The sequence below is a fragment of the Corynebacterium sp. BD556 genome, from assembly GCF_038452275.1.
Lineage (GTDB): Bacteria > Actinomycetota > Actinomycetes > Mycobacteriales > Mycobacteriaceae > Corynebacterium > Corynebacterium mayonis.
In genome coordinates, this window is sequence record NZ_CP141643.1 from 1755711 (window position 1) to 1781858 (window position 26148).

General features: G+C 61.5%; 18 protein-coding genes and 2 pseudogenes. 7 read left to right on the top strand and 13 right to left on the bottom strand.

All coding sequences use genetic code 11. The features are described 5' to 3' along the window. Positions 1-9: 9 nt before the first annotated feature. The 4 genes from VLL26_RS08145 to VLL26_RS08160 form a co-directional block, all read right to left on the bottom strand. The gene (locus VLL26_RS08145; protein WP_342318602.1) at positions 10-285 is read right to left on the bottom strand and encodes a hypothetical protein; all 276 of its coding nucleotides are present in this window, start codon (positions 283-285) and stop codon (positions 10-12) included. Positions 286-750: 465 nt separating this feature from the next. Beyond that, positions 751-2331, bottom strand: coding sequence for an alanine/glycine:cation symporter family protein (locus VLL26_RS08150; RefSeq protein ID WP_342318603.1), 1581 nt, complete (start codon positions 2329-2331; stop codon positions 751-753). A 131-nt stretch (positions 2332-2462) separates the two neighbouring features. Beyond that, positions 2463-3407 (bottom strand): formimidoylglutamase, encoded by a 945-nt coding sequence (gene hutG, locus VLL26_RS08155; RefSeq protein ID WP_342318604.1) that lies wholly within the window; start codon positions 3405-3407, stop codon positions 2463-2465. 14 nt (positions 3408-3421) lie between these two features. Beyond that, positions 3422-4840 (bottom strand): amino acid permease, encoded by a 1419-nt coding sequence (locus tag VLL26_RS08160; RefSeq protein ID WP_342318605.1) that lies wholly within the window; start codon positions 4838-4840, stop codon positions 3422-3424. Between the two features lie 97 nt (positions 4841-4937). On the opposite strand from VLL26_RS08160, the gene VLL26_RS08165 reads away from it, so the two are divergent. From VLL26_RS08165 to VLL26_RS08180, 4 genes are all read left to right on the top strand, one after another. Then, positions 4938-5678 (top strand): IclR family transcriptional regulator, encoded by a 741-nt coding sequence (locus tag VLL26_RS08165; protein WP_342318606.1) that lies wholly within the window; start codon positions 4938-4940, stop codon positions 5676-5678. Between the two features lie 223 nt (positions 5679-5901). Continuing rightward, on the top strand, positions 5902-7836 hold the full coding sequence (locus tag VLL26_RS08170; protein ID WP_342318607.1) for a type I restriction-modification system subunit M: 1935 nt from the start codon (positions 5902-5904) through the stop codon (positions 7834-7836). After that, entirely contained in the window at positions 7833-9032 is a 1200-nt protein-coding gene (locus tag VLL26_RS08175) for a restriction endonuclease subunit S (protein ID WP_342318608.1), read from the top strand. The genes VLL26_RS08170 and VLL26_RS08175 overlap by 4 nt, the downstream gene beginning before the upstream one ends. Before the next feature lie 2 nt (positions 9033-9034). Then, positions 9035-12229 carry a type I restriction endonuclease subunit R gene (locus VLL26_RS08180; RefSeq protein ID WP_342318609.1) on the top strand — a complete coding sequence of 1065 codons (3195 nt, stop codon included), beginning with the start codon at positions 9035-9037 and terminating at the stop codon, positions 12227-12229. A gap of 131 nt (positions 12230-12360) precedes the next feature. On the opposite strand, the pseudogene VLL26_RS08185 reads toward VLL26_RS08180, so the two are convergent. The 3 genes and pseudogenes from VLL26_RS08185 to VLL26_RS08195 all read right to left on the bottom strand — a co-directional run. After that, positions 12361-12888 (bottom strand): annotated as a pseudogene (locus VLL26_RS08185) (Abi family protein); the annotation flags it as partial. Positions 12889-12904: 16 nt separating this feature from the next. Then, positions 12905-14132, bottom strand: a pseudogene (locus VLL26_RS08190) (IS110 family transposase). Between the two features lie 272 nt (positions 14133-14404). Next, the gene (locus VLL26_RS08195; RefSeq protein ID WP_342318610.1) at positions 14405-14701 is read right to left on the bottom strand and encodes an Abi family protein; all 297 of its coding nucleotides are present in this window, start codon (positions 14699-14701) and stop codon (positions 14405-14407) included. A 565-nt stretch (positions 14702-15266) separates the two neighbouring features. Between VLL26_RS08195 and hutH the strand changes: the two genes are divergently transcribed. From hutH to hutI, 3 genes are all read left to right on the top strand, one after another. After that, entirely contained in the window at positions 15267-16820 is a 1554-nt protein-coding gene (hutH, locus tag VLL26_RS08200) for a histidine ammonia-lyase (protein ID WP_342318611.1), read from the top strand. A 171-nt stretch (positions 16821-16991) separates the two neighbouring features. Then, positions 16992-18686, top strand: coding sequence for a urocanate hydratase (locus VLL26_RS08205; RefSeq protein WP_342318612.1), 1695 nt, complete (start codon positions 16992-16994; stop codon positions 18684-18686). 47 nt (positions 18687-18733) lie between these two features. Then, positions 18734-19921 carry an imidazolonepropionase gene (gene hutI / locus VLL26_RS08210; protein ID WP_342318613.1) on the top strand — a complete coding sequence of 396 codons (1188 nt, stop codon included), beginning with the start codon at positions 18734-18736 and terminating at the stop codon, positions 19919-19921. A gap of 94 nt (positions 19922-20015) precedes the next feature. On the opposite strand, the gene VLL26_RS08215 is transcribed toward hutI, so the two are convergent. The 6 genes from VLL26_RS08215 to VLL26_RS08240 form a co-directional block, all read right to left on the bottom strand. Continuing rightward, complete coding sequence (locus VLL26_RS08215; protein ID WP_342318614.1) at positions 20016-21101, bottom strand: ABC transporter ATP-binding protein; 1086 nt, start codon at positions 21099-21101, stop codon at positions 20016-20018. Between the two features lie 44 nt (positions 21102-21145). Further along, positions 21146-22447 (bottom strand): ABC transporter substrate-binding protein, encoded by a 1302-nt coding sequence (locus VLL26_RS08220; protein WP_342318615.1) that lies wholly within the window; start codon positions 22445-22447, stop codon positions 21146-21148. A gap of 32 nt (positions 22448-22479) precedes the next feature. Beyond that, the gene (locus VLL26_RS08225) at positions 22480-23337 is read right to left on the bottom strand and encodes a carbohydrate ABC transporter permease (protein ID WP_342318616.1); all 858 of its coding nucleotides are present in this window, start codon (positions 23335-23337) and stop codon (positions 22480-22482) included. Further along, the gene (locus VLL26_RS08230; protein ID WP_342320185.1) at positions 23338-24282 is read right to left on the bottom strand and encodes a carbohydrate ABC transporter permease; all 945 of its coding nucleotides are present in this window, start codon (positions 24280-24282) and stop codon (positions 23338-23340) included. Between the two features lie 91 nt (positions 24283-24373). Continuing rightward, positions 24374-25288, bottom strand: coding sequence for a DUF5926 family protein (locus tag VLL26_RS08235; RefSeq protein ID WP_342318617.1), 915 nt, complete (start codon positions 25286-25288; stop codon positions 24374-24376). Positions 25289-25299: 11 nt separating this feature from the next. Further along, a complete protein-coding gene (locus tag VLL26_RS08240) occupies positions 25300-26097 on the bottom strand; it encodes a glycerophosphodiester phosphodiesterase family protein (protein WP_342318618.1) in 798 nt (265 codons plus the stop codon). Between the last annotated feature and the right edge of the window lie 51 nt (positions 26098-26148).

Sequence of the window (26148 nt, forward strand, 5' to 3'; positions counted from 1 at the left end):
TGTGTTGCCTTAGAGCTTGCCAAACCAGAGACCAATATGGATCGCGGAGAGTGCCACACCAGCTCCCAAGGCCACAAGAGTGCCCCAGTAGAGAAATTCCTGCCACCCTGCCGTGGAGTAGAAGCCGCGAGCTCGCGCCTTCGCATCAGCGACAAAGTAGAGGCTGAGGACGCCAATCCCGACAATTCCCGCCAGCACCCATGCTGTCATCGCTACACCAATGTAGGAAGACTCAACTGCAGACGTAGCTGAAAGGAACAAATACAGAGACAACGCCACACTCACAACGCCGAGAACAAGGCTCGGGATCAGTCTCAAAATGGGCGCTGAATTTCCCTCCGCTGCCGCGGGAACGGGGAGTTGAGTCTGGGATGCTCGCAATGCCTGTTGCTGTGGTCGGGGCTGCACGGAATAATTCGACGGAGCCGGAGCTGGTGAAGGCGCCGCAGGTGTAGTTCCACCTCGCTGCCATGGAGGAGTCCCGGGTTGCTGGCCGCTCGGCTGCTGCTGCGGCTGATTCTGCTGCCACGGTGGAAGCTGGCTGGACAATGCGACGCTCCTCTCGGTGCTGCTCCACCTAATCGAAAGCTAGCAGGCGGATGGGAAACAGGCTTCAGGTATTGACCCTAGAACTATAAGGCATATTGGAAAAACCTGCAGGAAGTCTGTGGAAGCAACCCTCACCCCGCGGCTGGGCGGACACCAGGCCACCGAGCCGCGAAAGCTCCATTCCGCGTCGGCTAGGCGCCGTCAGCCCTCGGATGATCCGGTGACCTCAGGCGGGGTGGCGATGACGGAGTCGTCGACGCCGAGCGGCACGTTCCAGGTGCCGTTAGCGACCATCGCGGCCTTGCGCTCCACCCAGAAGTCAGCGTTTTTGATGCCCAAGGCCTCCGGGTCGAACTGTGGCTCCAGGCCCGCCTTCTTCTGGCGGCGGTAGTCCCACAGGCATTTCAAGGCCGGGCCCTGCAGGAACAGGATGGCCACGATGTTAAGCCACGCGGTGACACCGACGCCGATGTCGCCCAGGTCCCAGGCGGCACCCGGAGTGCTGGTTGCGCCGATGAAGACGGAGACGACGATCAGCACGCGCAGAATCCAAATCACCGCGCGGCGCACAACCTCGTTGCGCACCCAGCGGTTCAGGTAGGTGAAGTTCACCTCAGACATGTAGTAGTAAGCCAGCACCGTGGTGAAGGCGAAGAAAGCGATGGCTAGCGCGACGAAACTCGGACCAATACCCGCCGCGTAGGAGTCCAGTCCAGCCTGGACGAAACCGGGGCCGACGGGGATGCCGTCGGGAAGCGCGCCGGAGTAGCGCACCATACCGTCCTCAGACTCGCCCTCAAAGACCTTATACATATCGGTCGCGATGATGATGAACGCAGTTGCGGAGCAGATAAACAGGGTGTCAATGTAGACAGCGAAAGCCTGGACGAAGCCCTGCTTCGCCGGGTGGGACACCTCAGTAGCCGCTGCGGACTGCGGCCCAGTGCCCTGGCCGGCCTCGTTGGAGTAGATGCCACGCTTAACGCCCCACATAATGGCGGCACCTAACATGCCGGAGAATGCTGCTTCCTTGTCAAAGGCGGAGCGGAAAATCAGGCCAAAGACTTCCGGGATCTGGGAGGCGTTGGCGAACAGGACCAAAAGCGCAATGACGACGTAGATCAACGCCATCACCGGCACCACGAAGGACGTGAAAGTGGCGATGCGCTTGACGCCGCCGATGATGATGACTGCGAGAAGGCCCGCCAGCACCACTGCGGTAGTCATCGGCGGAATGTTCCACGCATTTTCAACCGCGGCGGAAACGCCGTTTGCCTGGATGCCCGGGAGGAAGTAGGAGGTGGCCAGAATCATCGAGATGGCAAAGACAATAGCGTAGGCCAACATGAATGGCCGCGCCGCGGTGTGGCGGAATGCTTTCTCGATGTAATAAGCCGGGCCGCCGCGGTATTCGCCGGTGTCACGGTCTCTTTCCTTATACACCTGGGCCAGGGTGCATTCCACGAAAGAAGTAGCGGAGCCGAGTGTAGCCACGGTCCACATCCAAAACACCGCGCCCGGGCCTCCGAAAGCGATGGCGGTGGACACGCCTGCAATGTTGCCCACGCCCACGCGGCCTGCAAGGGACATCATCAAAGACTGAAAGGAGGAAATGCCGGAATCCGACTTCTCACCTTTGGTGATTTGCCGCAACATGTCGGGGATGCAACGGATTTGCAGGAACAAGGTGGCAACGGTGAAGTAGGCACCCGCGCCGAGGCATAGATACACCAACCAATTTGACCAGACAATGCTGTTGACTGTTGAGATAAACCCTTCCACGGGTCCTCCTTCAAAAGACGGGTGAATTCTTTCACGTGATGTCAAAGATATTCAGGAGAATACTGTTACGTACCCGTTTTGAAGAATAAATTGTGTCCTATGTCACCCACCCGTGTGGGAGGGCAGGACCACTAACCGCGGCTGACGGCAGCGACATGCGCGTCGACGAAATCGTTGATTAGCCGTGCCGCCGTTCTCGCGGTGCGGTTATCCACATCGAAAACCGGATTGAGCTCAACAACATCAAAAAGCGCGACCCGGCCGGTGGCGGCAACAGCAGTGACCATCGCGTGAATATGCTCTAACGCCACACCCAACCCCGCCGGCGCGGACACGCCCGGCGCGACAGCGGCCGGTAGAACATCCAAATCGATGCTCACGTGGATCGGTAGGTCCCCGTCTACCGCTGCCACCGCCAGCTTCGCCGCTTGGTGCGGGCTCAATTCCGCAAGCTCAGTGTCGAGCACGGTCCGGACGTTGAGCTTCCGGGCGGCGTCGAACAGTACCTTCGTGTTATTTGGTCGCGAGATACCAAACACCGAATAATCGAATTCATCGCCCACAAGCTCCGCAATGTTGCGAAATGGGGTCCCAGAGGTCGGCTGGGCGGCAGCCCGCAGGTCGAAATGGGCGTCGAAGTTGATCACATGCATCGCCCCGAGGGCCTCGTAGGCGCCACGGTGAGAGGCGAAAGATGTCTCGTGCCCACCCCCGAGCACCACCACAAGGTTGCCCGCCGCAGCCTGAGCGCGGACGCGATCACTTAGCTCTCTCTGCGCTTGCTCCAGGTCCTCTCCCTGGGTGACGACGGTTCCAGCGTCGACAAGCGTGTAGTTATGGTGCACAGCCAGGCTGCCCAACGCACCGCGCAGCGCCTCCGGACCCTTCGCTGCCCCTTGACGCCCACCGTTGCGCCGAACCCCCTCATCGGTAGCGAATCCAAGCACCGCCACGGCGTCACGAGCCTCGCCTGTGCCAATCACGCTGTGCCAACGGGCGTGCTCGGCGCCAGGGCCGTCATCACGGCCCGACCACGCAGCAGGGCAGGTAAAAAGATCGCCTATCACTGTATTCATGGCGGTCAGCCTACCTACTCATCAGCTTTCACCGGGGGCGAACCCAGCTCCGCGACCGTGCCAGCTTCAACCTTGTTGCGGCCAGTGAGGTAGTACAAAACCACGCACACCACACTGAAGATCACACCCACGGCCAACGCCGGACGGAAGGCCGGTTGCCAAGCCATGATGCCAAACGTAAACAAAATAAACGCCACGGCGAAGTACTGACCATAAGGCCACAGCGTCACCGTATAAGACATCTGCTGAACCTGCGCATCGCTCATCCGGCGGCGCGAAGCAATATGTGCCAGCAGAATCATCAACCACACAAAAATGGTGGCAAAAGTCGCAAGAGACGCGACCAGCTCAAACACTGACTCCGGGATGACCACGTTGAGCACCAGCCCGACGGTAAGCACCGCAAGCAAAATCACAGTGGACATCGCGGGCACGCCGCGGACGGTGCGAGCCATGATCTTAGGGGCCAACTGCTGCTTAGCTAGCCCGGTCAGGATGCGACCCGCAGCGAAAACATCGGCGTTGATCGCGGATAGGGCAGCCGTGATGACCACAACATTGAGCAAGCCCGCCGCCCAATTCACACCGAGGGCCGAAAAAATCTGCACAAAAGGCGACTCCTCACCCGTCACAGTGCGCCACGGATTGATCATCAAAATCACCAGGATAGATAACACGTAAAAAAGTAAAATACGCACCGGAACAGTGTTGATAGCTTTCGGCACCGCCTTATCCGGCTCCCGCGCCTCCGTGCCCACCACGCCGATGATTTCCGTGCCGCCGAAGGCAAAAAGCACCAAAATGAAGGAACTGACCATCCCGCCGACCCCGTTGGGGAAGAAACCACCGTCATTGACCAGGTTTTGTGGCCCTGTGCTGTCCAAACCTGACAACCCAAAGGCAAGCACCGCTGCCCCCGCCACAATCATGGCGATGACCGCTGCGACCTTGACAACGGTGAACCAAAACTCCAACTCTCCGAAAACCTTCGCTGACATCAAGTTCGCCGCTCCCACGATGAGAAGCGCAACGAGGATCCACACCCACCGCGAAACGTCAGGGAACCAAAAACCCATATAAATGCCAATGGCTGTGAGATCCGCCAAGGCCACAATGACCATTTCAAAAGCGAACATCCACCCGGTCAGGTACCCTGCCGCACCGCCCAGGTGAGCGCGGGTGTACTCAGCGAAGGAACCAGTTACCGGATGGTGCACCGCCATTTCCCCCAAGGCGCGCAACATGAAATACACCACGGCGCCGCCCAGGAGGTAAACCAAAAGCACCGAAGGTCCCGCCGCCTGGATAGCTCCCGCTGAACCATAGAAAAGGCCCGTACCAACGGCTGAGCCCAACGCAATAAAATGCAGGTGCCTGGCGGAAAAACCGCCACGAGTTTTCGCTTCCGGCAGTGCAGGAAGTTTCTTAACCATCCGATTCCTTTCCGAGTTCACGCACCGGTGCTTAATCATCAGGTGATCGGACCTTAGTCTTTCATGTAAGCGCGCGGCACCTGGAAAGGAGGTCCGTATGAAGAAGCGTCAGGTTCCCGCGGCCAATAACGTGCTGCGTATTCTTGCGTTGCTGTCAACGACCGACGCCCCGATCTCCGCCGCCCGCATCCAGCGTGAGCTTGACCTGCCGCGCTCAACCACCTATCACCTGCTGCGGGAGTTGGAGGATTCTGGTTTCGTTGTGCATCTGCCCAGCCCCGGCACCTACGGGCTGGGCTTGGCGGCTTATCAGATAGCGGCGTCCTACACGACACAGCAGCCACTGGTGCGTCTCGCAGCGAAGGATTTGAAGGCGATTGCCTCCTTCGTCGGCGGCTCCACACACCTGTCGCGATTGGCGGGCTCCGAGATCGTCTATTTGCACGAGGCCCGCGCGCCCCGCGCGGTCTCCCTCGTCACCGAGGTCGGCGTGCGCCTTCCCGCCTTATCGACGGCTTCCGGGCGCATCATGGTGGCACATTTACCTGAACCCGAGGTCAAGGCCATCTTTTCCGCTTCCGGCGAGCAACGCGCTTACCGTACTGTCAAGGCGCACCTGGCGCTCGCCCGCGAACGCGGCTGGGATAGCGAAACCGAGGAGGTCTCCCGCGGCCAGGAATCCGTCGCCGTCGCGCTCGTCGACCACCTCGGCCGCCCCGCCGCAGCGCTTGCTGCCACCTTCGAGGCCGGCAGCCTTGACGACGCCCAGCGGGCCGAGGTGATCAGCCGCCTGTCCACTGCCGCGCGGCGGGTGGCGGGGAAGTTTTTCGGTCCGTAGGCCGCTGTTCTGTGGCCGATTGCCGGGCGCAGACCCCCATAAATGGTCGTTTCACGCTGCAGCCGTCTTCCCTTTCGAAGCCCCGCAACATCATGTCGGATTAGTCAGGCAGAGTTCGGCAGAAGAATAGTTAAGGACGATTAGGGTTATCTACGTCTGGCGCACACCCGCCAGCCGGGGCACCGCCTCGGCACTTAACAAAGAACGAAAGAGACACCACTCCATGGCTTCATCCGCCTCACTCGACAAGGCCGTGTGGCAAACAGCGGACACGTACCTGCGCGGCGTCGTGCCCCGGCAGAATTACGGCGATTACATACTCCCTTTCACCGTGCTGCGTCGGCTCGAGTGTCTCCTCGAGCCCACCAAGGACGATGTGCTGCGGACGATCAAGCACACCACCTTTCCCGAGTCGATGTGGAGTGCGATCATTCAGTCCACGCACAACTTGTCGTTCTACAACACCTCCGAGTTGTCCCTGGCCACGATCGGCGGTAGCGACGACCACGTCCGCAAGGGCATGCTCACGTACCTCGACGCCTTCTCGGACAACGTGCGCGACGTGTGGGCTGCCTTCAACTTCCCGCAACTTCTGACCAAGCTCGAGGAGAACAACGTCCTATGGGGTGTGGTCAAGCACTTCTCGGAGATCGACTTGTCCGATGAGGCGCTCGAGGAAAACGCCATGGCGGATCTCTTTGAGAATCTGATGTACCGCTCGTTTTCCGAAAATGGACAGGTCGCCGGTGAGTTCTACACCCCGCGCGACGCCATTCGTCTCATGGTTGATGTCTTGCTCTCCAGCGACGACGACGGCCTCTACGGCCAGGCCCCGGCGCGAACGATCTACGACCCAGCGGCCGGCACCGGCGGCATGCTGCTGGTGGGCAAGCGCGCGATGGAGGAGCTCAACCCAAAGATCGAGGTCTCCGTCTACGGGCAGGAAATGATGGCGGAGTCGCTGGCTCTGGGCAAGTCCGACCTGATCGTTTCCGGCATCTCGCCGGACGCTATCCGCGACGGCGACACCCTGGCCAACGACCGCTACGAAGGCGAGCAGTACGACTACGTGCTGTCCAATCCGCCCTACGGGTCTGACTGGAAGCGTTCCAAAGACGCTGTCACCCGCGAAGCCAACATCGAGGGCTCCCGCTTTAGCCATGGGCTTCCCCCGGTCTCTGACGGGCAGATGCTGTTTCTCAGCCATGTGGTTCACAAGCTGAAGGACAAGGAGCACGGCACCACCAAGGGCGGTCGAGCTGGTGTGGTCACCAACGGCTCGCCCCTTTTTACCGGCGGCCCCGGTTCCGGCCCGGACCAGATCCGTAACTGGCTGATCAACAGCGACGTGATCGACGCGATCATCGCCCTGCCGACGGACATGTTCTACAACACCGGCATCGCAACCTACGTGTGGATCCTGGACAAGAACAAGGAACCTAGGCGCAAGGGCACAATCCAGCTTATCGACGCCACCGGGACCTTCTCCCCGATGCGCAAGAGCATGGGCAACAAACGCCGCGAATTCTCCGATGCCGATCGTAAGTTCATCCTGGATATCTACAACGCCTTCGAAGATGCCGACCCAGAGTACTCTAAGGTTGTCGCCCCTGATGAGCTGGGTTTTACCGATGTCCCGATGTACCGGATCATGCGTTACTCCACTCGCATCGCCGATGAGACCGTCGCTGCGGCCATGAGCCACAAGCAGGCGCTGACCGGGCATGAAGCCGTCATCCGCTCCTGCGAGGGTGTGACCTGGAACGACCTTCCCGCACACCTGAAAGAGGCGGCCAAGGCAGCCGGCCTCAAGATGGGGGCACCCCTGCTCGGCCACATCATGGCCTCGGTGGCGGTTCAGGATGACAACGCACCGGAAGCCGTCGACCACAAAGGCAACAAGGTGATCGATAAGGCATCGAAGATCACCGAGCGCATCCCCCTCACCGAAGACATCGACGAGCACATGGACCGTGAGGTCCTGCCCTTCGCCCCCGATCTCATCTGGGACATGACCGAAGCAAAGGTCGGCTATGAAATCCCCATGACCCGGATGTTCTACAAGCCGGAGGAAATGCCCACGCTGGAGGAGCTCGATGCGGAGATCGAGAGCGTTCTCGAGTCCATTCGTGCGCGCTTTCAGGAGGTGAAGGAGTGAATCGCACAGTCAGTCTCAGACACTATGCAGACGTCAATCCCCGCACCAACGAGTTCAAGGAAGTAGCTGAGGGGGAGTCACTAGCGTTTCTTCCGCTTGAAAATATTTGGCCATCCGGGTCTGCAGACTATTCGCAGACCAAAGCATGGAAAAACACGGACACCAGCTATACACAATTCCGACGCGGAGATATTTTGGTACCAAAGGTTACCCCTACTGTCTTTCACGGTCGCTCAATGATTGCCGAAACGGAGACAGAAGTTGGACTCGCCACCTCGGAGGTTCATGTTCTCCGCCCTAAGAATGGCGCTGACGCACGGTGGATTACCTATAACCTCCTCTCAAGTCAGTTCCTAGATCGCGCGCGCGGTGCTGTTCATGGAGTCGGTGGTCTGCAGCGCATCTCCTCTAGTTACCTTGGCAGTTACAAGGTGGTCGAGACAGGTATCCCTAACCAGAAGCGCATCGCCGACTACCTGGACCGGGAGACCGCCGAGATCGACGCTGCCGTGGCCGACCTGGATAGGTATGTGGAGCTACTCTCTCTGCGAAGGATTAGCATTGTTGAGCGTCGCTTAGTCGAGGCAAGTTACGAGATGTGTCCAATAGGACTCCTTGCGAACGTAACGCTGGGAAAAATGGTATCCACAAAAGCGCAAGACGATGGCGTCTTACAAAACTACCTTCGAGCTGCACATGTGCAGCCTGGTGGCCGCCTAGACTTCTCGGCACCTGAAAGACGAATGTACTTCTCGGCTTCCGAAGCTTATCGCCTAAACTTGTTGAAAGGCGACGTTGTCGTAGTGGAGGGTGGTGCTGGATTCGGCCGAAGCGCCATTCTTGATACCGATCTGCCAAACTGGGGATTTCAAAACTCAATTAACCGGCTCCGGGTCAAACCAAGCAAAGCCGACCCCCGCTTTGTCAACTACATGCTAATGAGAGCTCTGCAGAACGGTTCCATCGACCTTGCTACCGACACCGCTACCATTCCGCATTTCACAGCAGAAAAACTGTCTCGTTTTCGTATACCTGTTTGCTCTCTGGCGGACCAGGTTCGCTTCTCAGACACTATCGACCGCGAGACTGCCACACTCGACTCCCTCATCTCCGAGTCCACTAAGCTCCGCGACCTCCTCCTGAAGCGTCGTTCCGTTCTTATCACTGAGGTCGTCACCGGCCGGAAGAAGGTGTAGTCATGGGTATTCAGTCCACGATGGAGAAGGCGTTCGAGGACGCTATTGTCAACCACCTGATCGGCTCCGGGTGGCTGCACGACACCGACACCACCAATCCCGGGTGGGACAAGGCCCGGGCGCTCTACGTCCCCGACGTGCTGCACTGGCTGGAAACCCAGTACCCGGAGGAGTACGCAAAGGCGGTGCCCGAGGGGGCGGCCGACGTGCAGCGCGAGGTGTACGTCTCCAAGCTGCTCGACAGGCTTGCCCAGATGCTGGACAAGGCCCCGATCCTCAACGCGCGGACCAAGAAAGTCCAGCACGGGTTGCTGGGAACGCTGCGAAGCGGCTTCTCCCACGCCCAGCGCGGCCAGATGAAGGCCACCTTCCCCAACATGGTGGCCTTCTACCCGGAAAACCCGCTCTACACCAGCGCGGTCGAGGACGCACAGAAAAACCGACTTCGCGTGATGCGCCAGGTACCTTTCGACGTCACCGGCACCGACACCCTGGACCTAATGCTCACCGTCAACGGCATCCCGGTGGCCACCCTCGAGCTCAAGACGGACAACACCCAGGCGGTGCGCGACGCCATCAAGCAGTACAAGGTCGACCGCAAGCCGACCAAGAACCGCCCCCTGCTGCAGCCCAGCCGGGCACTGGTTCACTTCGCCGTGTCCAACCAGGAAGTCTACATGACCACCGCCCTGGCAGGTGTAGATACGTTCTTCCTGCCTTTTAACAAGGGCAACGACGGCCACGCCGGCAACCCGGTCAACCCGAACGGTTCCGACACCGCTTACCTGTGGCGCGAGGTGCTCGAGCCGGAATTGTTTCTGCGCATCCTGCGGGACTACGCTCTGTGGGAGCCGGCCTCCAAGGGCAATGCCGGGCGGCTTGTTTTCCCCCGCTACCACCAGCTGCGGGCCACCGAGAAGGTCATTAGCGACATCGACGAGCGTGCCCGTAACACCGGCAGCGGCGCGGGCGGGCGATACCTGATCCAGCACTCCGCCGGCTCCGGAAAGACCAAGACCATCGCGTGGCTGGCCCACCGGGCGGGACGCTTCATTGACCCCGCGGGCAAGCCCGTGTTCGATTCGGTCATCGTGGTCACCGACCGAACCGCCCTCGACGACAACGTCAAGGAGGGCCTCGACCTCCTCCGGGCCTCCGAAGGTTTGGTTGTCAACGTCGACAACAAACTGGGGTCCAAATCCAAGACCCTGGAGTCGGCGCTGACTAAAGGCGGGCACATCATCTCGTGCACCATCCAGACCTTCCCCGCCCTGGCGAAGATGATGGAGACATCCCCCGCGCTGCACGGACGCAACTACTGCGTCATCATGGACGAGGCCCACTCCTCCCAGCACGGCGAGGCCGCCACCCGCCTGCGCGAGATCCTTGTCGATGTAGACACCTCTGCGGCAGAGGACGAAGACATCTCAGCAGACGACATGCTGCTCGCGATGGACAAAGCCGTAGCGAACGCGTCGAACTTAAGCTTCATCGCCCTGACCGCCACCCCCAAAGCCAAGACCCTAGCAGCGTACGGCTCCGTGGACCCCGAGAATCCCGACCGCCGGGTGGCCTTTGACACTTACCAGATGAGCCAGGCCATCGAGGAAGGCTTCATCCTCGACGTTTTGTCCAACTACTCCACTTACGCCATGTTCGCCCGCATCCGCGACGAGCTCGGCCGCGAAGACACCGTCGACTTCGGCAAAGCCGTGACCGACATGGTGCGCTTTGTCCGGATGCACCCCACCTCGATCGCCCAAAAGGTCGAAGTCACGGTCGAGCACTTCCGCCGCAACGTCATGCACCACCTGGACGGAACCGCTAAAGCCATGGTCGTCGCCACCAACAGGAGATCAGCGGTGACGTGGTCTCACAAGATGAACGAGTACATCGCGAAACGCGGCTACGGCGACATGACAACCCTCGTGGCCTTCTCTGGGTCGCTGACGTACGGCGAAGGCGAAGAAGTCATTGAGGTCACCGAGGCTTCCATGAACAGTGTCCGCGACACCGCTGTGCACTTCCGAGAGCACAACGAGGCCAAGGTGCTGATCGTGGCCAACAAGTTCCAGACCGGTTTCGATGAGCCCCGCCTGTGCGCGATGTACGTTGACCGCAAACTCTCCGGCGTTCAAGCAGTGCAAACGCTCTCAAGGCTGAACCGGGTCTTTCCCAACAAGCCCAAGCCGATGGTCGTGGACTTCATCAATGAGCCTTCAGCGATCCTCGAGGCATTCACTCCCTACTACCGCGACGCTCACATCGAAGATGAAATTCCGGCCAACGCGTTGGCCGACCTGGGAGATCTCCTCGACGCTTCCGGGTTCTACACACTGGAAGAGCTTAACGAGCTTGCAGATGCCTACATCGCCCGGGCAGACAGCGAAGCGCTTCAGAGCTTGGTTTCACCCATGCGTGCCCGCTGGAACGCCCACATGCGTAACGCGCGCATGACAATGAACAAGGAGGCCTACGAAGAAGGGGAGTCCTTCCGGTCCAACCTCATCAAATACGCCCACGCCTGGGAGTTCCTCAGCCAGATTGTCGACTTCCAGGACGCTTTGCTCCACAAGCGGGCGATCGTGGCCGGCCTGTTGTCGAAAAACCTCAACCTCGAGCGCCAAGACGATGACGACGACTACACCACCGGCATCGAGCTGGTCGGGGTTGCCGTGGAGCCGATCAGCAACGCCACCGATCTCGAGCTAGCGGGTCAGGAGACTAGCAGCAAGCTAGAACTTCCCGGCTTCGACGGCCGCCCGGTGGGTGAACACTCCCCGGTCCAGGCCGCCTTTGACGAGGCAGTGGATCAGGTTAACCAGCTCATGGCCGCCCTAGGAATTGAAGGAGCATCCGAAGCGGCGGGAGCCGCCATCCGCGCCAGCTACGGGATACTCGTCGAGGATGAGTTGGTGCAGGCGCTCGCGCGAGAAAACGACGCTTCCCAGGTCGCGGGCACGAACCTGTTCAAGACTAAAGGCCTTGGGGCAATCGTCACCGCCGCACGGAAGTCTGAGGAAGTCTTCGAGGCCGTCACCGCCGATCCAGATAACCTCGACACATTCCTTCAGGCCTTGGCGCGGATGGTTGTCGCCGCGGAACAGGATGCAGCCAGCCACCACACACTTGTGGAGGGGGAGCTCCCGTACCCAATTCACACGGTTGTGGTGAACGATCGCTCCCTGCCCCGGTAGCCGCTCCCGCTAACGATCAAGCACACCACCTTCCCCGAGTCGATGCGGGGAACCCTCTCAGCGCAACTTCGATGCCCCAGAAAGCCACTACCGCCTGCGTCGAGGTGAACTCTGGCCTGGGACCGCGCGGGTTAGCTGCGCCAAAGATCAAGGTCTTGCCAGTCAGCGGGTGCTCCGGTGCGCGAGAGCGAAACGGTGGGATTGTGCGGGTAGGTGTCGAATAGTCTGGGTAGCTTATCGGCGGGGGATAATCCCAGTTGGCGGTGAAGGTATTGCACGAGCGAGAGTTGACCGAAAGCGCGGTTCATCTGCCCGGCCACAGCCACTAGCCGGGGGTCTTTATTGAGTTTGGGTTTGATGTGATAGACACGGTTGAACATGCGGGCGTGGTGAGCGGCGAAGTTGCGCAGAATATTCAGTGACTTGAGCCAGGACTCAAGTTGGGCAGCGCTCAGCGCGCAGTGGTCGGCGATGCGGTTGCGCACCGGGGTCGGTGACATTCCGTAAAGGTACGACAGCATGCCCCAGTCCATGACTTCCACGGAAGCCCAGATTGGCATAGCACCGCCGTACTTTTGTTGGTGGTGGGCGACGAAGTCCTCCTTCGAGTTATTCACCGCGGACGTGTATTTCGCCAGCCAGTTCTCGTACACGGGGCGATGCTCCTATATTGTGTCAAGCGCTTTTCAGAAATTTTTCGTAGGCCGATGCTAATTCCGTCAACGGACGTTTTCCAGTCTCGATGTCACTGATCCTCGCCGGGGCACACCCCAAATGCTTCGCTACAACCACCTGGGTGAGATGCTTCGCGATACGCAGTTCTTTCAACTCATCCCGACGAAGATCCCTGGGCTGTGGCGTACTGCGCCTGGTGCATATGACCCGGTAGATCTCCCGGACGATCGCGCGCTTCAGGCAGCGAATAATCTCCCTTTTCGACAACCCCTCCTCGGTACGCCGGGCGACGTACTCCCTGGTGCGCTGGTCACACTTCATCCTCACCATAGCGATTCGGTACAACGCTGAGTTCGCCCGCCGGTCACCACCACGATTGAGCCGGTGCCGGTTGGTTCGCCCAGAGCTTGCCGGCAGTGGAGCCGCTCCACATAAGTGCGCCAGCGCTGCTTCGGAGTGGATGCGCTCCGGATTATCGCCGATGCTGATCAGCAGATCAGCGGAAACAAGAGCCCCACATCCCACGATGTTGCTGACATGGGGATTGATCACTGACACCAGGGCAGCGATCCGGGTTTCCAGCTCATCGCACTGCACCCGCAATGCGCGGTAGGTCGTGGCCAGAATCTTCAGGCTGGTCAGCACACCATTTCGCGGATCAGTACCATCCGACGACGGTCGGCAGTACACCAACGCGTTGACCAGAGCGTGGTTGGTCATCGTGGCGTAGCGGGTGCGGATGTCATCAGGGGCTGTGACCAGCAACGACTTCATCGTTGTGATGAGTTTCGCGGTGGTGGACACCAGCTGTTTCCGGGTGATCTGTAACGCTCGTAACGACTCCACCGGGCCCGTGGAATCTTTAGGCGTGCTCAGCCCTTCCCCGGTCAGGACCTGTCGCGCGGCGGCAAGGGCATCCACCGGATCTGATTTCCCATCCCGGCGTCGAATGCTGCGGGCCGGGCGCAGGACTTCAACGACCGTGTAGCCACGGTCTATGAGGTGCCGGGTTAATCCGGCACCGAAGGAGTTGGTTCCTTCTACTCCGACGGCGCCGACACCGTGCTTGCTGAGGAACTCGGCGAGGTGTGTAGCCGGGCCTAGTGGTGGGGAAGGTTTCGGTGGTCAGGTGCCGGCCGGTTGGGGTCACCGCGGCGACGGTGTGGGTGTCGGTGTGGGTGTCGACCCCGGCGACGGGGCTTGCGGAGAGGTCGATGTCTGTGGTCATGGCTGTCAACGCTTTCGCATAGGGAAGTGATGAAGGTAGCCGCTGATCCGAGGGTTCGAGCAGACAGGACACTGATGGGACTACTACTATGGCACCTGCCGGGGTGCTCACGGTGAGAGGTCACGCTCCTATGAGGTCATGACCGAATCGCCGGATCGCGGTGCGGGGCGAGAACCAGCCCGGAAGACAGATCGCAACGAAGGCACACAATCAGATTGTGGCCAGTCCGTTAGTGGGTCATTCCGGATGGTTCTTGTCCCGCACTCCCATTATCAGTGTCCGTTTTTGCTGTGTTGACGAGCGCGGGGCCCCAGTTGTTCCGGGTTGAGATGGATCATAGGGTCAATGCGCCCAAGTTCATGGCCCAGCATGGTTTTGACCGCCATCTCGATTCGGTCGAGCTCCATAAAGACCGTGTGGCGCAGACGTTCATCGAACTCATAGAGTGAAACGACTAGCTCGATTGATGCTCCGTTGACGAATTTATCGCGCGCTTGGCCAGCGACGAATCCGTCAACCGAGCATAGGGTGCCAGTATCCGGAGAGCCGGTAGTAATTGAGCTGAGCAAGCACTTGTTCGGCGTACGCTCGGTCAGTGATGCTCATACCGCGTGACCGCAGCAGATCGACCTGTTCTGGGTACGTTTTGAATTGTTTGGGCTGTGCCCCCGGCTAGACTCCGTGATCGGCCTATCAATAAACAAAGACCGGCCCTGGACTCCCACCTTGATGGGTAGCGGAACCGGTCATGTTGTTAATCAGCTTACGTCATAAGTTCAGGCTCGCTCAACCTATAGCCTTCGGGTGCGGTTGTCAATCCCGTTGGTCTTTGACAAATTAAGATACTTTCGGCTCGGTTCAACCATTTAAGCAGCAGCGATAAGTCGTTTTGAATGGCTGGGACACAGCCACAGCGCTCGGGCGGAGGTTCGACGACTGCCGGGTGTGGCGAGTGCTCCCCGGGCGGATTTTTGGCGACGTCCGGGGCCGCAAAGGCTCGCACCACCCCACCCGTAGCGCCCCACCGCACCTACCCGCTACACTTAGTCCTCGTCGCGTCTGGCTGTCGCGCGCTGCAACCACTCGAGCCCTGTAGGGCTCTGTTCACGCATGCATCCCGCAGAAAGGACAGCTATGACCACCACCTACCCCTCCGCAGTCTCCGTCGGTATTGGCGCGCTTAGCATCGAGGAGGTTGTCGCGGTCGCCCGCCATGGCGCAACCGTCGAGATCGACTCGGCGGCGCTCGACGAGGTCGCCGCGACCCGGCGGCGCGTCGAGGAGCTGGCGAGCGACCCGACTCCTGTTTACGGCATTTCCACGGGCTTCGGTGCGCTTGCGCGGCGTCACATTCCGGAAGCAATGCGCGCTCAGCTTCAGCTTTCCTTGGTCCGCTCCCATGCTGCTGGCTCCGGCCCGGAGGTCGAGGAGGAGGTCATCCGCGCGCTGATGCTGCTGCGTTTGTCCACGCTGTGCACGGGCCGCACCGGTGTGCGCCCGGTTGTCGCCCAGACGTATGCGGACGTGCTCAACGCCCGCATTACCCCGGTGGTACGTGAGTACGGCTCGCTGGGTTGCTCCGGCGATCTCGCGCCGCTGGCGCACTGTGCGCTGGCCATGCTCGGTGAGGGTGAGGTGCGCGTGAATGGTGGCGATATTGTCGCTTCCGCCGACGCGCTGGCCGCCGCCGGTATTCAACCGCTGTCTTTGCAGGAAAAAGAGGGCCTGGCTTTGATCAACGGCACCGACGGGATGTTGGGCCAGCTCTGTCTTGCAATTGTCGACCTGCGCGAGGCCGCGAAGGTGGCCGACATCGCCACCGCCATGACCGTGGAGGGGCTGCTAGGCACGCTGACTGTTTTCGCCGACGACCTGCAGCAGTTGCGTCCGCACCCGGGTCAGGCGGTTGCTGCAGCGAACATTCGCAGCATTGCCGAGGGCTCTGAGATCCTCGCCGCGGCCGCGGAGGATTTTAAGAAAAAACAGGTCCAAGATGCGTATTCGGTGCGCTGCTCACCGCAGGTCGCGGGAGGTTTCCGCGACACAGTTGCCCACGCCGAGCTAGTTGCGAATCGCGAGTTGGCCTCGGCGGTGGACAACCCCGTGGTGGCTAAGGATGGACGGGTTGCCTCTAACGGTAATTTCCACGGGGCGCCCGTGGCTTATGTGCTTGACTTCCTTGCCATCGTGGTGGCTGATATGGCGTCGATAAGCGAGCGTCGCACCGACCGCTTCCTGGACCCGGCGCGCAACCGAGGCCTCAACGCCTTTCTTGCCGACGACCCGGGCGTGGACTCCGGCCACATGATCGCGCAGTACACGCAGGCCGGTATCGTCAGCGAGCTGAAACGCAACGCCAACCCGGCGTCGGCGGACTCGATTCCGTCGTCGGCGATGCAGGAAGATCATGTCTCGCTCGGCTGGTCGGCAGCGCGTAAGCTGCGCCGCAGCGTCGACGGGCTGCAGCGCGTGCTGGGCATCGAGATTCTCACTGCGGCGCGCGCCATCGACATGCGTGAGCTCGCTGCGGCGCCCGGCACGCAAGCGGTGATCGATGTTTTGCGCGGTGTGGTCGAGGGCCCGGGCACGGACCGTTTTCTCTCCCCGGAGATTGAGCATTCGGTGTCGCTGGTAAAAGACGGTGCGTATGTGAAGGCCGTCGAAAAGCTTGTTGGGAATCTTCATTAAGCACTACTTATGTTCTGGTGTCTCGTATTCGAGACACCTTGCTTCTTTTTCGTCTCCCAGCGCATTGCCCCACCTTTAGCATCAGCCGTGAACATCTCGCCGCGGAGGGGACAGCCCCGTCAAACCGGCCCGAAGCGCGGGAGTGCAACGCAAAGAGTGAAGGACACAACTATGACCAAAAAGAATTGGAGCGAAGGCGCCCGCGAAGTCCGCGCACCGCGCGGCACCGAGATTTCCGCCAAGTCCTGGCAGACCGAGGCGCCGCTGCGCATGCTGCACAACAACCTTGACCCCGAGGTTGCTGAGCACCCCGACACCCTCGTGGTCTACGGCGGCACCGGCCGCGCCACCCGCAGCTGGGAGGCTTTCGACGCGATCATCGACACGCTCAAAGACCTCGAGGCCGACGAGACCCTGCTGGTCCAGTCCGGCAAGCCGGTCGGCGTGTGGAAGACCAACGAGTGGGCCCCGCGGGTGCTCATTGCCAACTCCAACCTCGTCGGCGACTGGGCCAACTGGGAGCACTTCCGCCAGCTCGAGGACGAGGGGCTGATGATGTATGGCCAGATGACGGCCGGCTCCTGGATCTACATCGCCACCCAGGGCATCTTGCAGGGCACCTTTGAAACTTTCTACGCCGTGGCAAAGAAGCGCTTCGGCGGCACGCTCGCCGGCACCCTGACTTTGACCGGCGGCTGCGGCGGCATGGGCGGCGCCCAGCCGTTGTCCGTCACCCTTAACGGCGGCGCCTGCCTGATCGTCGATGTGGACGAGTCTCGTTTGAAGCGACGCCAGGCCAAGCGCTACCTCGATAAGGTCACCACCGATTTGGACGAGGCTATCCGCTTGGTTTCCGCAGCCAAGGAGAAGAAGGAGCCGCTGTCCGTCGGCTTGGTCGGCAACGCCGCCGAGGTTTTCCCGGAGATGCTGCGCCGCCACCGCGCCGGCGAGGTCGCCGTCGACATTGTCACCGACCAGACCTCCGCCCACGACCCGCTGGCCTACCTGCCCACCGAGATTAGCGTCGACGAGTGGCGCACCGAGGCCTCCGCCGACCCGGTGACCTTTACCAAGAAAGCCCGCGAATCGATGGCCGCCCAGGTCCAGGCGATGGTCGAGTTCCAGGATGAGGGTGCCGAGGTCTTCGACTACGGCAACTGCATCCGCGACGAGGCCCGCAAAGCGGGCTACACTCGGGCCTTCGAGTTTCCGGGTTTCGTGCCCGCCTACATCCGCCCGCTGTTTTGCGAAGGTCTTGGCCCCTTCCGCTGGGTTGCGCTGTCCGGCGACCCGGAGGACATCAAGGTCACCGACCAAGCCATCAAGGAAGCCTTCCCGGACAATGAGCACCTGCACCACTGGCTCGACTCCGCCGCCGAGTACGTCGAGTTTGAGGGCCTGCCGGCGCGCATCTGTTGGCTCGGCTACGGCGAGCGCGCCAAGGCCGGCGTGATTTTCAACAACCTGGTCAAAGAAGGCAAGGTCAAGGCCCCGATTGTTATCGGCCGCGACCATCTCGACTCCGGCTCGGTCGCCTCGCCCTACCGCGAGACTGAGTCCATGCTCGACGGCACCGACGCGGTGGCGGACTGGCCGCTGCTCAACGCGATGACCGCTGTTTCCGGCGGCGCGACCTGGGTGTCGATTCACCACGGCGGCGGCGTGGGCATGGGCCGCTCCATCCACACCGGCCAGGTCACGGTCGCCGACGGCACCGAGCTAGCGGAAGCCAAACTCAAGGCCGTGCTCACCAACGACCCTGGCATGGGCGTCATCCGCCACGTCGACGCCGGATACACCCGCGCCTGGGAGGTGGCGAAGGAGCGCGGCGTGCGCATCCCCATGCCGTTTAAGGCGCGCGATTAAGCGCACGCTTGACGACGCCCACCCAACCCCCAGGTAGAAAGGCACCCATGAGCACCTTGTTGACCGGTATCTCCGAGCTGCGCACCGTCTCCGAGCTCGGCACCATCAAAAACGCCGCGCTGCTGATAAACGACGGCGTCATCGAGTGGGCAGGCGCCGCCGCCGACGCCCCGACGGGTGTGGGCGACACGGTGGACCTGGGCGGGCGCGCCGTATTGCCCGGCTGGGTCGATTCGCACACCCACATGGTTTTTGACGGCGACCGCGCCGCGGAGTTCGAGGCCCGCATGGCCGGCGAGTCCTACGCCGCCGGCGGCATCGCCGTGACTATGGAGGCGACCCGCTCGGCGTCTGTCGAGCGCCTCCACCGGCTTGTCGCGGAGCGTGTCGCCGCAGGCCACGCCGGTGGCACTACGACTTTTGAGACGAAGACCGGCTACGGCCTCAACGTTGCCTCTGAGGCGCAGGCCGCCCGCGTCGCCGCCGCCCACGTCGACGAGGTGACCTTCTTAGGCGCCCACCTCGTCCCGCCGGGCGCAGACGCCGAGGCCTACGTCGATGAGGTCGTCGGCCCGATGCTGGACGCCGTGAAGGAGCACGTGCAGTGGATCGACGTGTTCTGTGAGCGCGGCGCGTTCACCGAGGAGCAGTCGCGCCGCGTGCTGGAGGCCGGGAAGAGCGCTGGCCTGGGCGTGCGGGTGCACGGCAACCAGCTGGGCGAAGGCCCGGGCGTGCGCCTCGCGGTGGAGATGGGCGCAGCCAGCGTCGACCACGTCAACTACCTCTCCGACGCCGACATCGAGCTGCTCGCCGGCTCGGATACCGTGGCCACGCTCCTGCCGGCCTGCGATTTGTCCACCCGCCAGGCGCTCGCCCCGGGCCGTAAGCTGATCGACGCCGGCGCCACCGTCGCCATCGCCTCCAACCTCAACCCGGGCACGTCTTTCACCAGCTCGATGAACTTCTGCGTCACCACCGCGGTGCTGCAGCAGCACCTCACCCTCGACGAGGCCATCGCCGCCGCCACCACCGGCGGGGCAAAGGCTTTGCGACGCCACAACGTGGGCGCCGGTAAAGACCCGCAGGGCCGGCCTGCCAAGGGCACCCTCGTGCCCGGCGCGGCTGCCGACCTGCACGTGCTCGACGCCGCCAACGCCATCAACCTGGCCTACCGCCCCGGCATGCCCATCACGTGGCAGACCTGGGTGGCCGGCGAGAAGGTCTTCTCGGCGTAGACTTCAACGGAAAGGACGCTGCCCTGGCCAGGAAGAACCTCGCTGTCCCGTTCGTCCTCCTCCTGCTCGCCGGGCCCCGGGAGGGCAGCGCAGCCTAAAGGTAGGCGTAGTTGATCTCGGTGTCGGGGTGGAAGAACAGCGCACCGGCCTCACGCGGGCGCAAGTGCAGCACCTGGCCCGCCTCGGCCTCCACGCCGCGCGGCACCTTCACGGTGATGCGTTCACCGCGCACGTTCACTGCGTCGGCGGCGCAGGTGCCGTAGGCGTACTGCTCGGCACCCAGGTGCTCGACGATGCTGACCTCCACCGGCAGGCCCTCACCTGGGCCGACGATGTCCCAGTTCTCCGGCCGCACGCCCATGATCACCCGGTCCTCGGCCACGTTGGCGGGCAGCGCCACCTCGACCGGGCCGAGGGTGGCGGTGCCGGCCGAGCTGGGGAGGGCGTCGATAAGCGTGATGGCGGGGGTGCCGATGAAACTCGCAACGAAAGTGTTACCGGGGTTGGTGTAAAGCGTGCGCGGGGTGTCCACCTGCTGGATCACGCCGCGGTCGAGCACACAGACGCGGTCGCCGAGCGTCATCGCCTCCGTCTGGTCGTGGGTGACGTAGACGGTGGTGGTGCCCAGCTCGCGCTGCAACTGCAGGATCTGCGCGCGTGTCGACGTCCTCAGCTTCGCGTCGAGGTTACTCAACGGCTCGTCCATGAGGAACACCTTCGGTTGGCGCACGATAGCGCGCCCCATGGCCACGCGCTGGCGCTGCCCGCCCGACATCGCGGCGGGCTTCTTTTCCAGCAGGTCCTCCAGCTCCAGCATCTTGGCGGCGAAGGCGACGCGCTCGGCGATAACCGCCTTGTCCACCTTCGCGTTTTGCAGCGCAAACGCCATGTTCTTGCGCGCCGTCATGTTGGGGTACAGAGCATAGGACTGAAACACCATGGCCACGTCGCGCTCGCGGGCGCGCGTCTCGCTGACGTCGACGCCGTCGATGAAGACCTGTCCCTCGTCCACCGGCTCCAAACCAGCCAACATGCGCAGCGTGGTGGATTTGCCGCAGCCCGACGGGCCGACCAGCACCAGGAACTCGCCGTCGGCGATGTTGAGGCAGATGCGGTTGACCGCCGGGTTGTCGGCGTTGTCGTAGAAGCGTGAGGCGTGGCGGAATTCAACGGTGGCCATGGGTACTGTCCTTTTCGGGCCTTCTCCGGGTCGTGGTCGGGCGCTTAGAGCTTCGGCTCGATGTCGCGCTTGATCACGTCTTCGGTTTCCTTCTGCAACTCCGCAAAGACGGTGGCTACGTCCTCGTCACCAACCGTGATGCGGTCAAGGGCAGCACCGATTCGCTGGCCGCCACCGGGCACGAACACGCGAGCATAGTCCTGCGGCTTCGTGTTCTCGTTGAGCTGCTTGATGGCTGTCTCCGCGTTCGGGTTTTCGTCCAGGAAGGCGCGCTCGGCCGGGTTTTCCAGGGCGTCTTTGCGCACCGGCATGTACCCGGTCTTCTGGGAGAAGAAGATGGTGTTTTCGGTGTTGGTGATGAAGTCGATGAACTTCACCGCGTTTTCCTTGCGCTTGTCGGAAATGCCGTTGGGCACGGCCAGGCCCGCGCCACCTGTGGCGGCGGAAGGTCCAGGGCCGGGAAGGTAGGTGGTGATAAACGGAATGGTCGCCGACTCAGTCAGCCCACCGAGCGACCCGGTGGATTGGAGCAAACCGGAGGCGTTGCCGTTGCCGAAGGCGACGGTTGGGTCCGTGGAGATTTCGATGTGGCCCTTGCGCACCTGATCTTGGAGGAACTCGCCAGCTTTGATTGTTTCCGGTGAGGTGAAGTTCGGTTCCCACTCGTTGGAGTAGCTGCCGCCGTGTGCCCAGTTCATGCCCTCGAAGTACCAGTCCAGGTAGTTGGAGCCATCCGGGATGGTCAAAGCGGGCTTGCCGGTTTCTTCTTTCAGTTTGACGGCCCACTCGTCGAACTCCTCCCACGTCTCGGGGCCGCGGTCGGTGGGCAGGCCAGCAGCCGCCAGGTCGTCGGTGTTGAGGTACATCAGGTTGGTGGAGCGAGAGTAGGGCACCCCGTAGTGCTTGTCTTTGTACTTGTAGTCACCTTTGAGGGTGTCCACGTAGGTGGAGGTGTCAATGTTGTACTTGTCCCACAACTCATCGAGCGGGGTGGTGGCTCCGTTGAGGGCGAAGTTGAACCAGGTGACGTCGGAGGCGACGATGACGTCTGGGAGGTCGCCGCCCGCCAGTGCGGCGTTGAATTTCTGGGCAAGCTCCTCGTAGTTGGCTCCGGCGTCGACAAGTTCGACCTTGAGTTCTGGGTTCTGCTCCTCGAAGCGGCTGATAAGTTCCAGTTCGAGGTCGCGTGATTTGCCTGGGTGGTTGGACCAGAAAGTGATGGTGGTTTCGTCTCCGGCGGATTCGCCGCTGCCAGCGGTGTTGGTCGATCCACCTGCGCAGGCGGTTAGGGTCGCGGCAGCAGTGACGGTTGCCAGGGTAAGGGCAATCGGGCGGGAAAGCTTCATGGTTTCTCCTTGGATGAGGGGGTAGGAAATGGCTAACCTTTGACGGCGCCAGCGGTCAAGCCCTTGATCATCGGTTTTTGCAGGAGCAGGAAAACGATGATCATGGGCAAGGTAGTCAGGACGGTTCCTGCCATCACCGGCGCCCAGTTGGTCAGGCCCTCGGCGTCTTGCAGGCGGGTCAGACCCACCGGCAGCGTCGCCGCTCGCGGGGTGTCGGTGATGAGGAAGGGCCAGAGGTATTCGTTCCACTCGTTGACCACTGTGATCAGCGTGAACGCTGAAAGGGTGGGCCACGACATGGGCAGCACAACGCGGAACAGGGTGCTGAAAAAGCCTGCTCCGTCCATGCGCGCCGCTTCGAGGATCTCTGCGGGCAGCGAGCGGAAGTGGTTGCGCATGAGGAAGGTGCCGAAGGCGACACCGGCCAGCGGCAGGATGACGCCGATGTAGGTGTTGCGCCATCCCATCGAGGCAACTAAGGCGTAGTTGGAAATGATGGTGATTTGGTTGGGCACCATCAGCGCCGAAACGACGAGCAGGAAAAGTAGGTCGCGTCCGGGGAAGCGCAGGAAGGCGAAAGCGTAGGCTGAGAGGACGCCGAGGACGACTTTGACCACGGTGAGAATGAGGGTGATGATTACCGAGTTGCGCAGGTAACTGGAGAAGCTGGAGGTCTGCCACACGTAGGAGTAGTTCTCGGGCACCAGGGGGCGCGGCCAAAATGAGATCGGGTCCGAGTAGACGTCTTGGTAGGTCTTGAGGGATGTGATCACGATGAAGTACATCGGCACCATGATGACGGCCACCGTCAGGGCCAGCGCAAGGTAGCCGAGCACGTTCGCGCTTGTCGACGCCCCTTTCACCCCGCCCCGGTTTTTCCGCTGCGCCATTTACTTCTCCAGCCTTTCTTGCAGTTTGAGCTGGGCCACCGTGAAAATGAGCACCACCAGAAACATGATGGTGGCTACTGCGGCTCCGTAACCAGCGCGACCGTTGACGAAGGTTTCCTGGTACACCTGGAAAACCATGGTGGATGTGCCGTAGCCGAAGGGCCCGCCGTTGGTCATCGCCTTAATCATGTCGAAGACTTGAAAGGAGTTGAGCAGGACGGTGATCAGCAGGAAGAAGGTCGTGCCTCGTAGTTGCGGCAGGATCACTCGGAAGAAGTGGCGCGCCGGCGGTGTGCCGTCAATCTCTGATGCTTCGTCGAGGTCTGTGCGGCGGGCCTGAAGGGCGGCCAGGTAAATGACAAAGACGTAGCCGACGCTTTTCCACACATAGGTTGTGGTGATCATGAACAACGCCCAGTTCTGGTTCTGGTAGAAGTTCGGCGAATCAAGTCCGACCAGGCCAAGGAAGTACTGGATGAGTCCGTACTTGGGGTCGAAGACGAATTGGAAGGCCACGCCGATCGCCGCACCTGCGATGACGTAGGGGGCAAAAGCGATGGAGCGCACCGCGGCGCGGCCGAAAAGTTTACGGTCAAGGAGTACGGCCAGCGCCAGCCCGATGACCATGGAGCCGATGACGGCGGCGGCCGTAAACACGACGGTGTTAAACACCACCCGCGACGTTTCCGGGGCCTGGAACCAGGAAATGTAGTTGTCCAGGCCGATAAATGTCATTGTCGGCGAGGAGATGTTCCAGTTGAAAAAGGAGATCCGGATATTGTCCACCAACGGGCGGTAGGTGAACAGGCCCAGAAGGAGCAGGTTCGGCCCAACCAGCAGCGCTGCCAGGCCGACGTCGCGCCACTGGGTGCGCGTGGATGAGCGGAGGGTCCCGGTGGGGACGCTCAGCGGGGCGTTGACCGCGGGGATCCTCTGCCCACCCATCGACGTGCTCATAAAAAATCAGGCTAAACAGTTTTCATGAACACCCGGTGAAGGCAAAAAGTCCCCCCGGAAAATTGCAGGCGAATATCCCTTAGATGGTGACCTGGCGGGACTTGATGTTGTCGAGCTGCTTGCGTTCCTCGGCGGTGAGCTGCTCCGGATTGGAATACTCAGCCTCAATCTGTTTGTTCAGCTCCACGAGGGCTTCCTCGTAGGTGGCAAAGTCTACAGCCGGGTCCAGGTCCCACACCGGCACGACAACGCCGTGGGTGCGGAAGGCTCCGGCGAATTTGGTGCCCTCACCGAGGTGCAAATTGCCGCGTGCTGCGATGCGGGCCAAGGCGGAAAGCATCTGGTTTTCGTTTTCCTCCGGGCGCACCCACCGGATGTGTGCCTTACCGCCGCCCGGGTTGACCCACCACACGGAGCCAGGCACGTCGGCCTCGACCTGATGGGAGGGGATGACGGCCTCGTTGGCGCGCCCGAGTGCCTGTTGAATCTCGGGTGGGACCTGCGTGCCCTCGGGAAACCACCACGAAAAGTCATGGTGGGAGGTGATGTCGAGAGTCGCGGTGGTGCTGATGAGCGTGGACAGCTCAGGCTGATTGCCGTCGGCGACGGTGGATTGCAAAGTCTCACCCGGCGCTGCGTTTAGCACCCAGTTCAGGGCATAGGCGAGGTCACGTCCGGGGTTGCGGGAGCGCGAAGCGACTTGCAGGGCGACGAAGCGCCCCCCTCCCTGTTCCTCGGTGCGGACCAATGCGGCACCCGCGCCGGGCAAAACAGTGACCAGGTTGACCGTTGTTTCCTTGACCTCCAGCTCGGCGGTTGCTGAGGGGACGAACTCCTGCAGCGCGATGAGGTCGGCTTCGGCGGCAAGACCGCCGTACGGGCGGGGGTCTTTTTGAAACTTCTCGCGCTCGGCGGCGCGGGCGGCAAGTTTCGCCTGGCGGCGGCTCATGCCTTCGGGCAGGTTCTCCTGCTTCTTGCGGTTCTTCTTGGCCATGGGGCCTTATGCTACCGGACGCTTTGCTGCGCAAGTGCGGCCCTGGCGAAGGTTTCAAGGGCGAGTCCGGGTTCGTCCGTGGCCATCACGTCGACGCCGTTGTCGCGGCACCACAGCATGTCCTTCGCCTTGTTCACCGTCCAGGTGTAGGTCTTCATCCCCCTGTAGCCGAGCAGCTCCCGGCGTGCCTGCAGGTGGCTGATCGCCGGGCCCACGCCGTAGGGCCGGGAGAACATGTAGTTTTTGCGGTTCCATTTCTTCTCGCGCAGGCGAAACAGGTAGAAGGTTTCAAGCTCGGGCGCGAACTCGGTGAAGTAGCGCATCGCGCGGTGGGAAAAGGAAATTAAGTGGACGCGTTCACAGTCGCGCATTCCTGCGTACGCCAGCAGGCGCAGGGTCTGTTCGTCGATCTCCGGGCCGTAGCGGGTGGGGTGTTTGGTTTCGATGTAGATGTGTTTGTCGGGGTAGTCCTGCATGAGCTCGAGCAGTTCTTCGAGCAGCATGATCCGTTCCGGGTTTTCGTGGGTGCCCAGGTTCAGGGTGCGGAGGTAGTCGAAGTCGTGGGCGGAGATGCGTCCACGTCCGTCGCTGGTGCGGCCGAGCACGGGGTCGTGGAAGACGATGACCCGGCCGTCGCGGGTGAGGCGGACATCACATTCAATGCCGTGGATGTCCATCTCGAGTGCTTCTTTGAAGGCGCTGAAGGTCAGTTCCGGGTGGGTCCCCGTTGCCCCGCGGTGGGCGACGATTTTGGGGTTTTTTGAAGTGTTGGTGCGGTTGGTCCCTGTTTTGCCCAGCAGTGTTGTCACGCCTGTCAACCTACAACCCTTCTGTGAGTTTGGCGAGTGGAGCTGTGTGCC

What these genes read in the sequence shown, in the direction of transcription:
- hutG (WP_342318604.1), bottom strand. Translation starts at nt 3,407, where the DNA reads ATGAATACAGTGATAGGCGATCTTTTTACCTGCCCTGCTGCGTGGTCG.
- VLL26_RS08160 (WP_342318605.1), bottom strand. Translation starts at nt 4,840, where the DNA reads ATGGTTAAGAAACTTCCTGCACTGCCGGAAGCGAAAACTCGTGGCGGT.
- VLL26_RS08165 (WP_342318606.1), top strand. Translation starts at nt 4,938, where the DNA reads ATGAAGAAGCGTCAGGTTCCCGCGGCCAATAACGTGCTGCGTATTCTT.
- VLL26_RS08170 (WP_342318607.1), top strand. Translation starts at nt 5,902, where the DNA reads ATGGCTTCATCCGCCTCACTCGACAAGGCCGTGTGGCAAACAGCGGAC.
- VLL26_RS08180 (WP_342318609.1), top strand. Translation starts at nt 9,035, where the DNA reads ATGGGTATTCAGTCCACGATGGAGAAGGCGTTCGAGGACGCTATTGTC.
- hutH (WP_342318611.1), top strand. Translation starts at nt 15,267, where the DNA reads ATGACCACCACCTACCCCTCCGCAGTCTCCGTCGGTATTGGCGCGCTT.
- VLL26_RS08205 (WP_342318612.1), top strand. Translation starts at nt 16,992, where the DNA reads ATGACCAAAAAGAATTGGAGCGAAGGCGCCCGCGAAGTCCGCGCACCG.
- hutI (WP_342318613.1), top strand. Translation starts at nt 18,734, where the DNA reads ATGAGCACCTTGTTGACCGGTATCTCCGAGCTGCGCACCGTCTCCGAG.
- VLL26_RS08215 (WP_342318614.1), bottom strand. Translation starts at nt 21,101, where the DNA reads ATGGCCACCGTTGAATTCCGCCACGCCTCACGCTTCTACGACAACGCC.
- VLL26_RS08220 (WP_342318615.1), bottom strand. Translation starts at nt 22,447, where the DNA reads ATGAAGCTTTCCCGCCCGATTGCCCTTACCCTGGCAACCGTCACTGCT.
- VLL26_RS08225 (WP_342318616.1), bottom strand. Translation starts at nt 23,337, where the DNA reads ATGGCGCAGCGGAAAAACCGGGGCGGGGTGAAAGGGGCGTCGACAAGC.
- VLL26_RS08230 (WP_342320185.1), bottom strand. Translation starts at nt 24,282, where the DNA reads ATGGGTGGGCAGAGGATCCCCGCGGTCAACGCCCCGCTGAGCGTCCCC.
- VLL26_RS08235 (WP_342318617.1), bottom strand. Translation starts at nt 25,288, where the DNA reads ATGGCCAAGAAGAACCGCAAGAAGCAGGAGAACCTGCCCGAAGGCATG.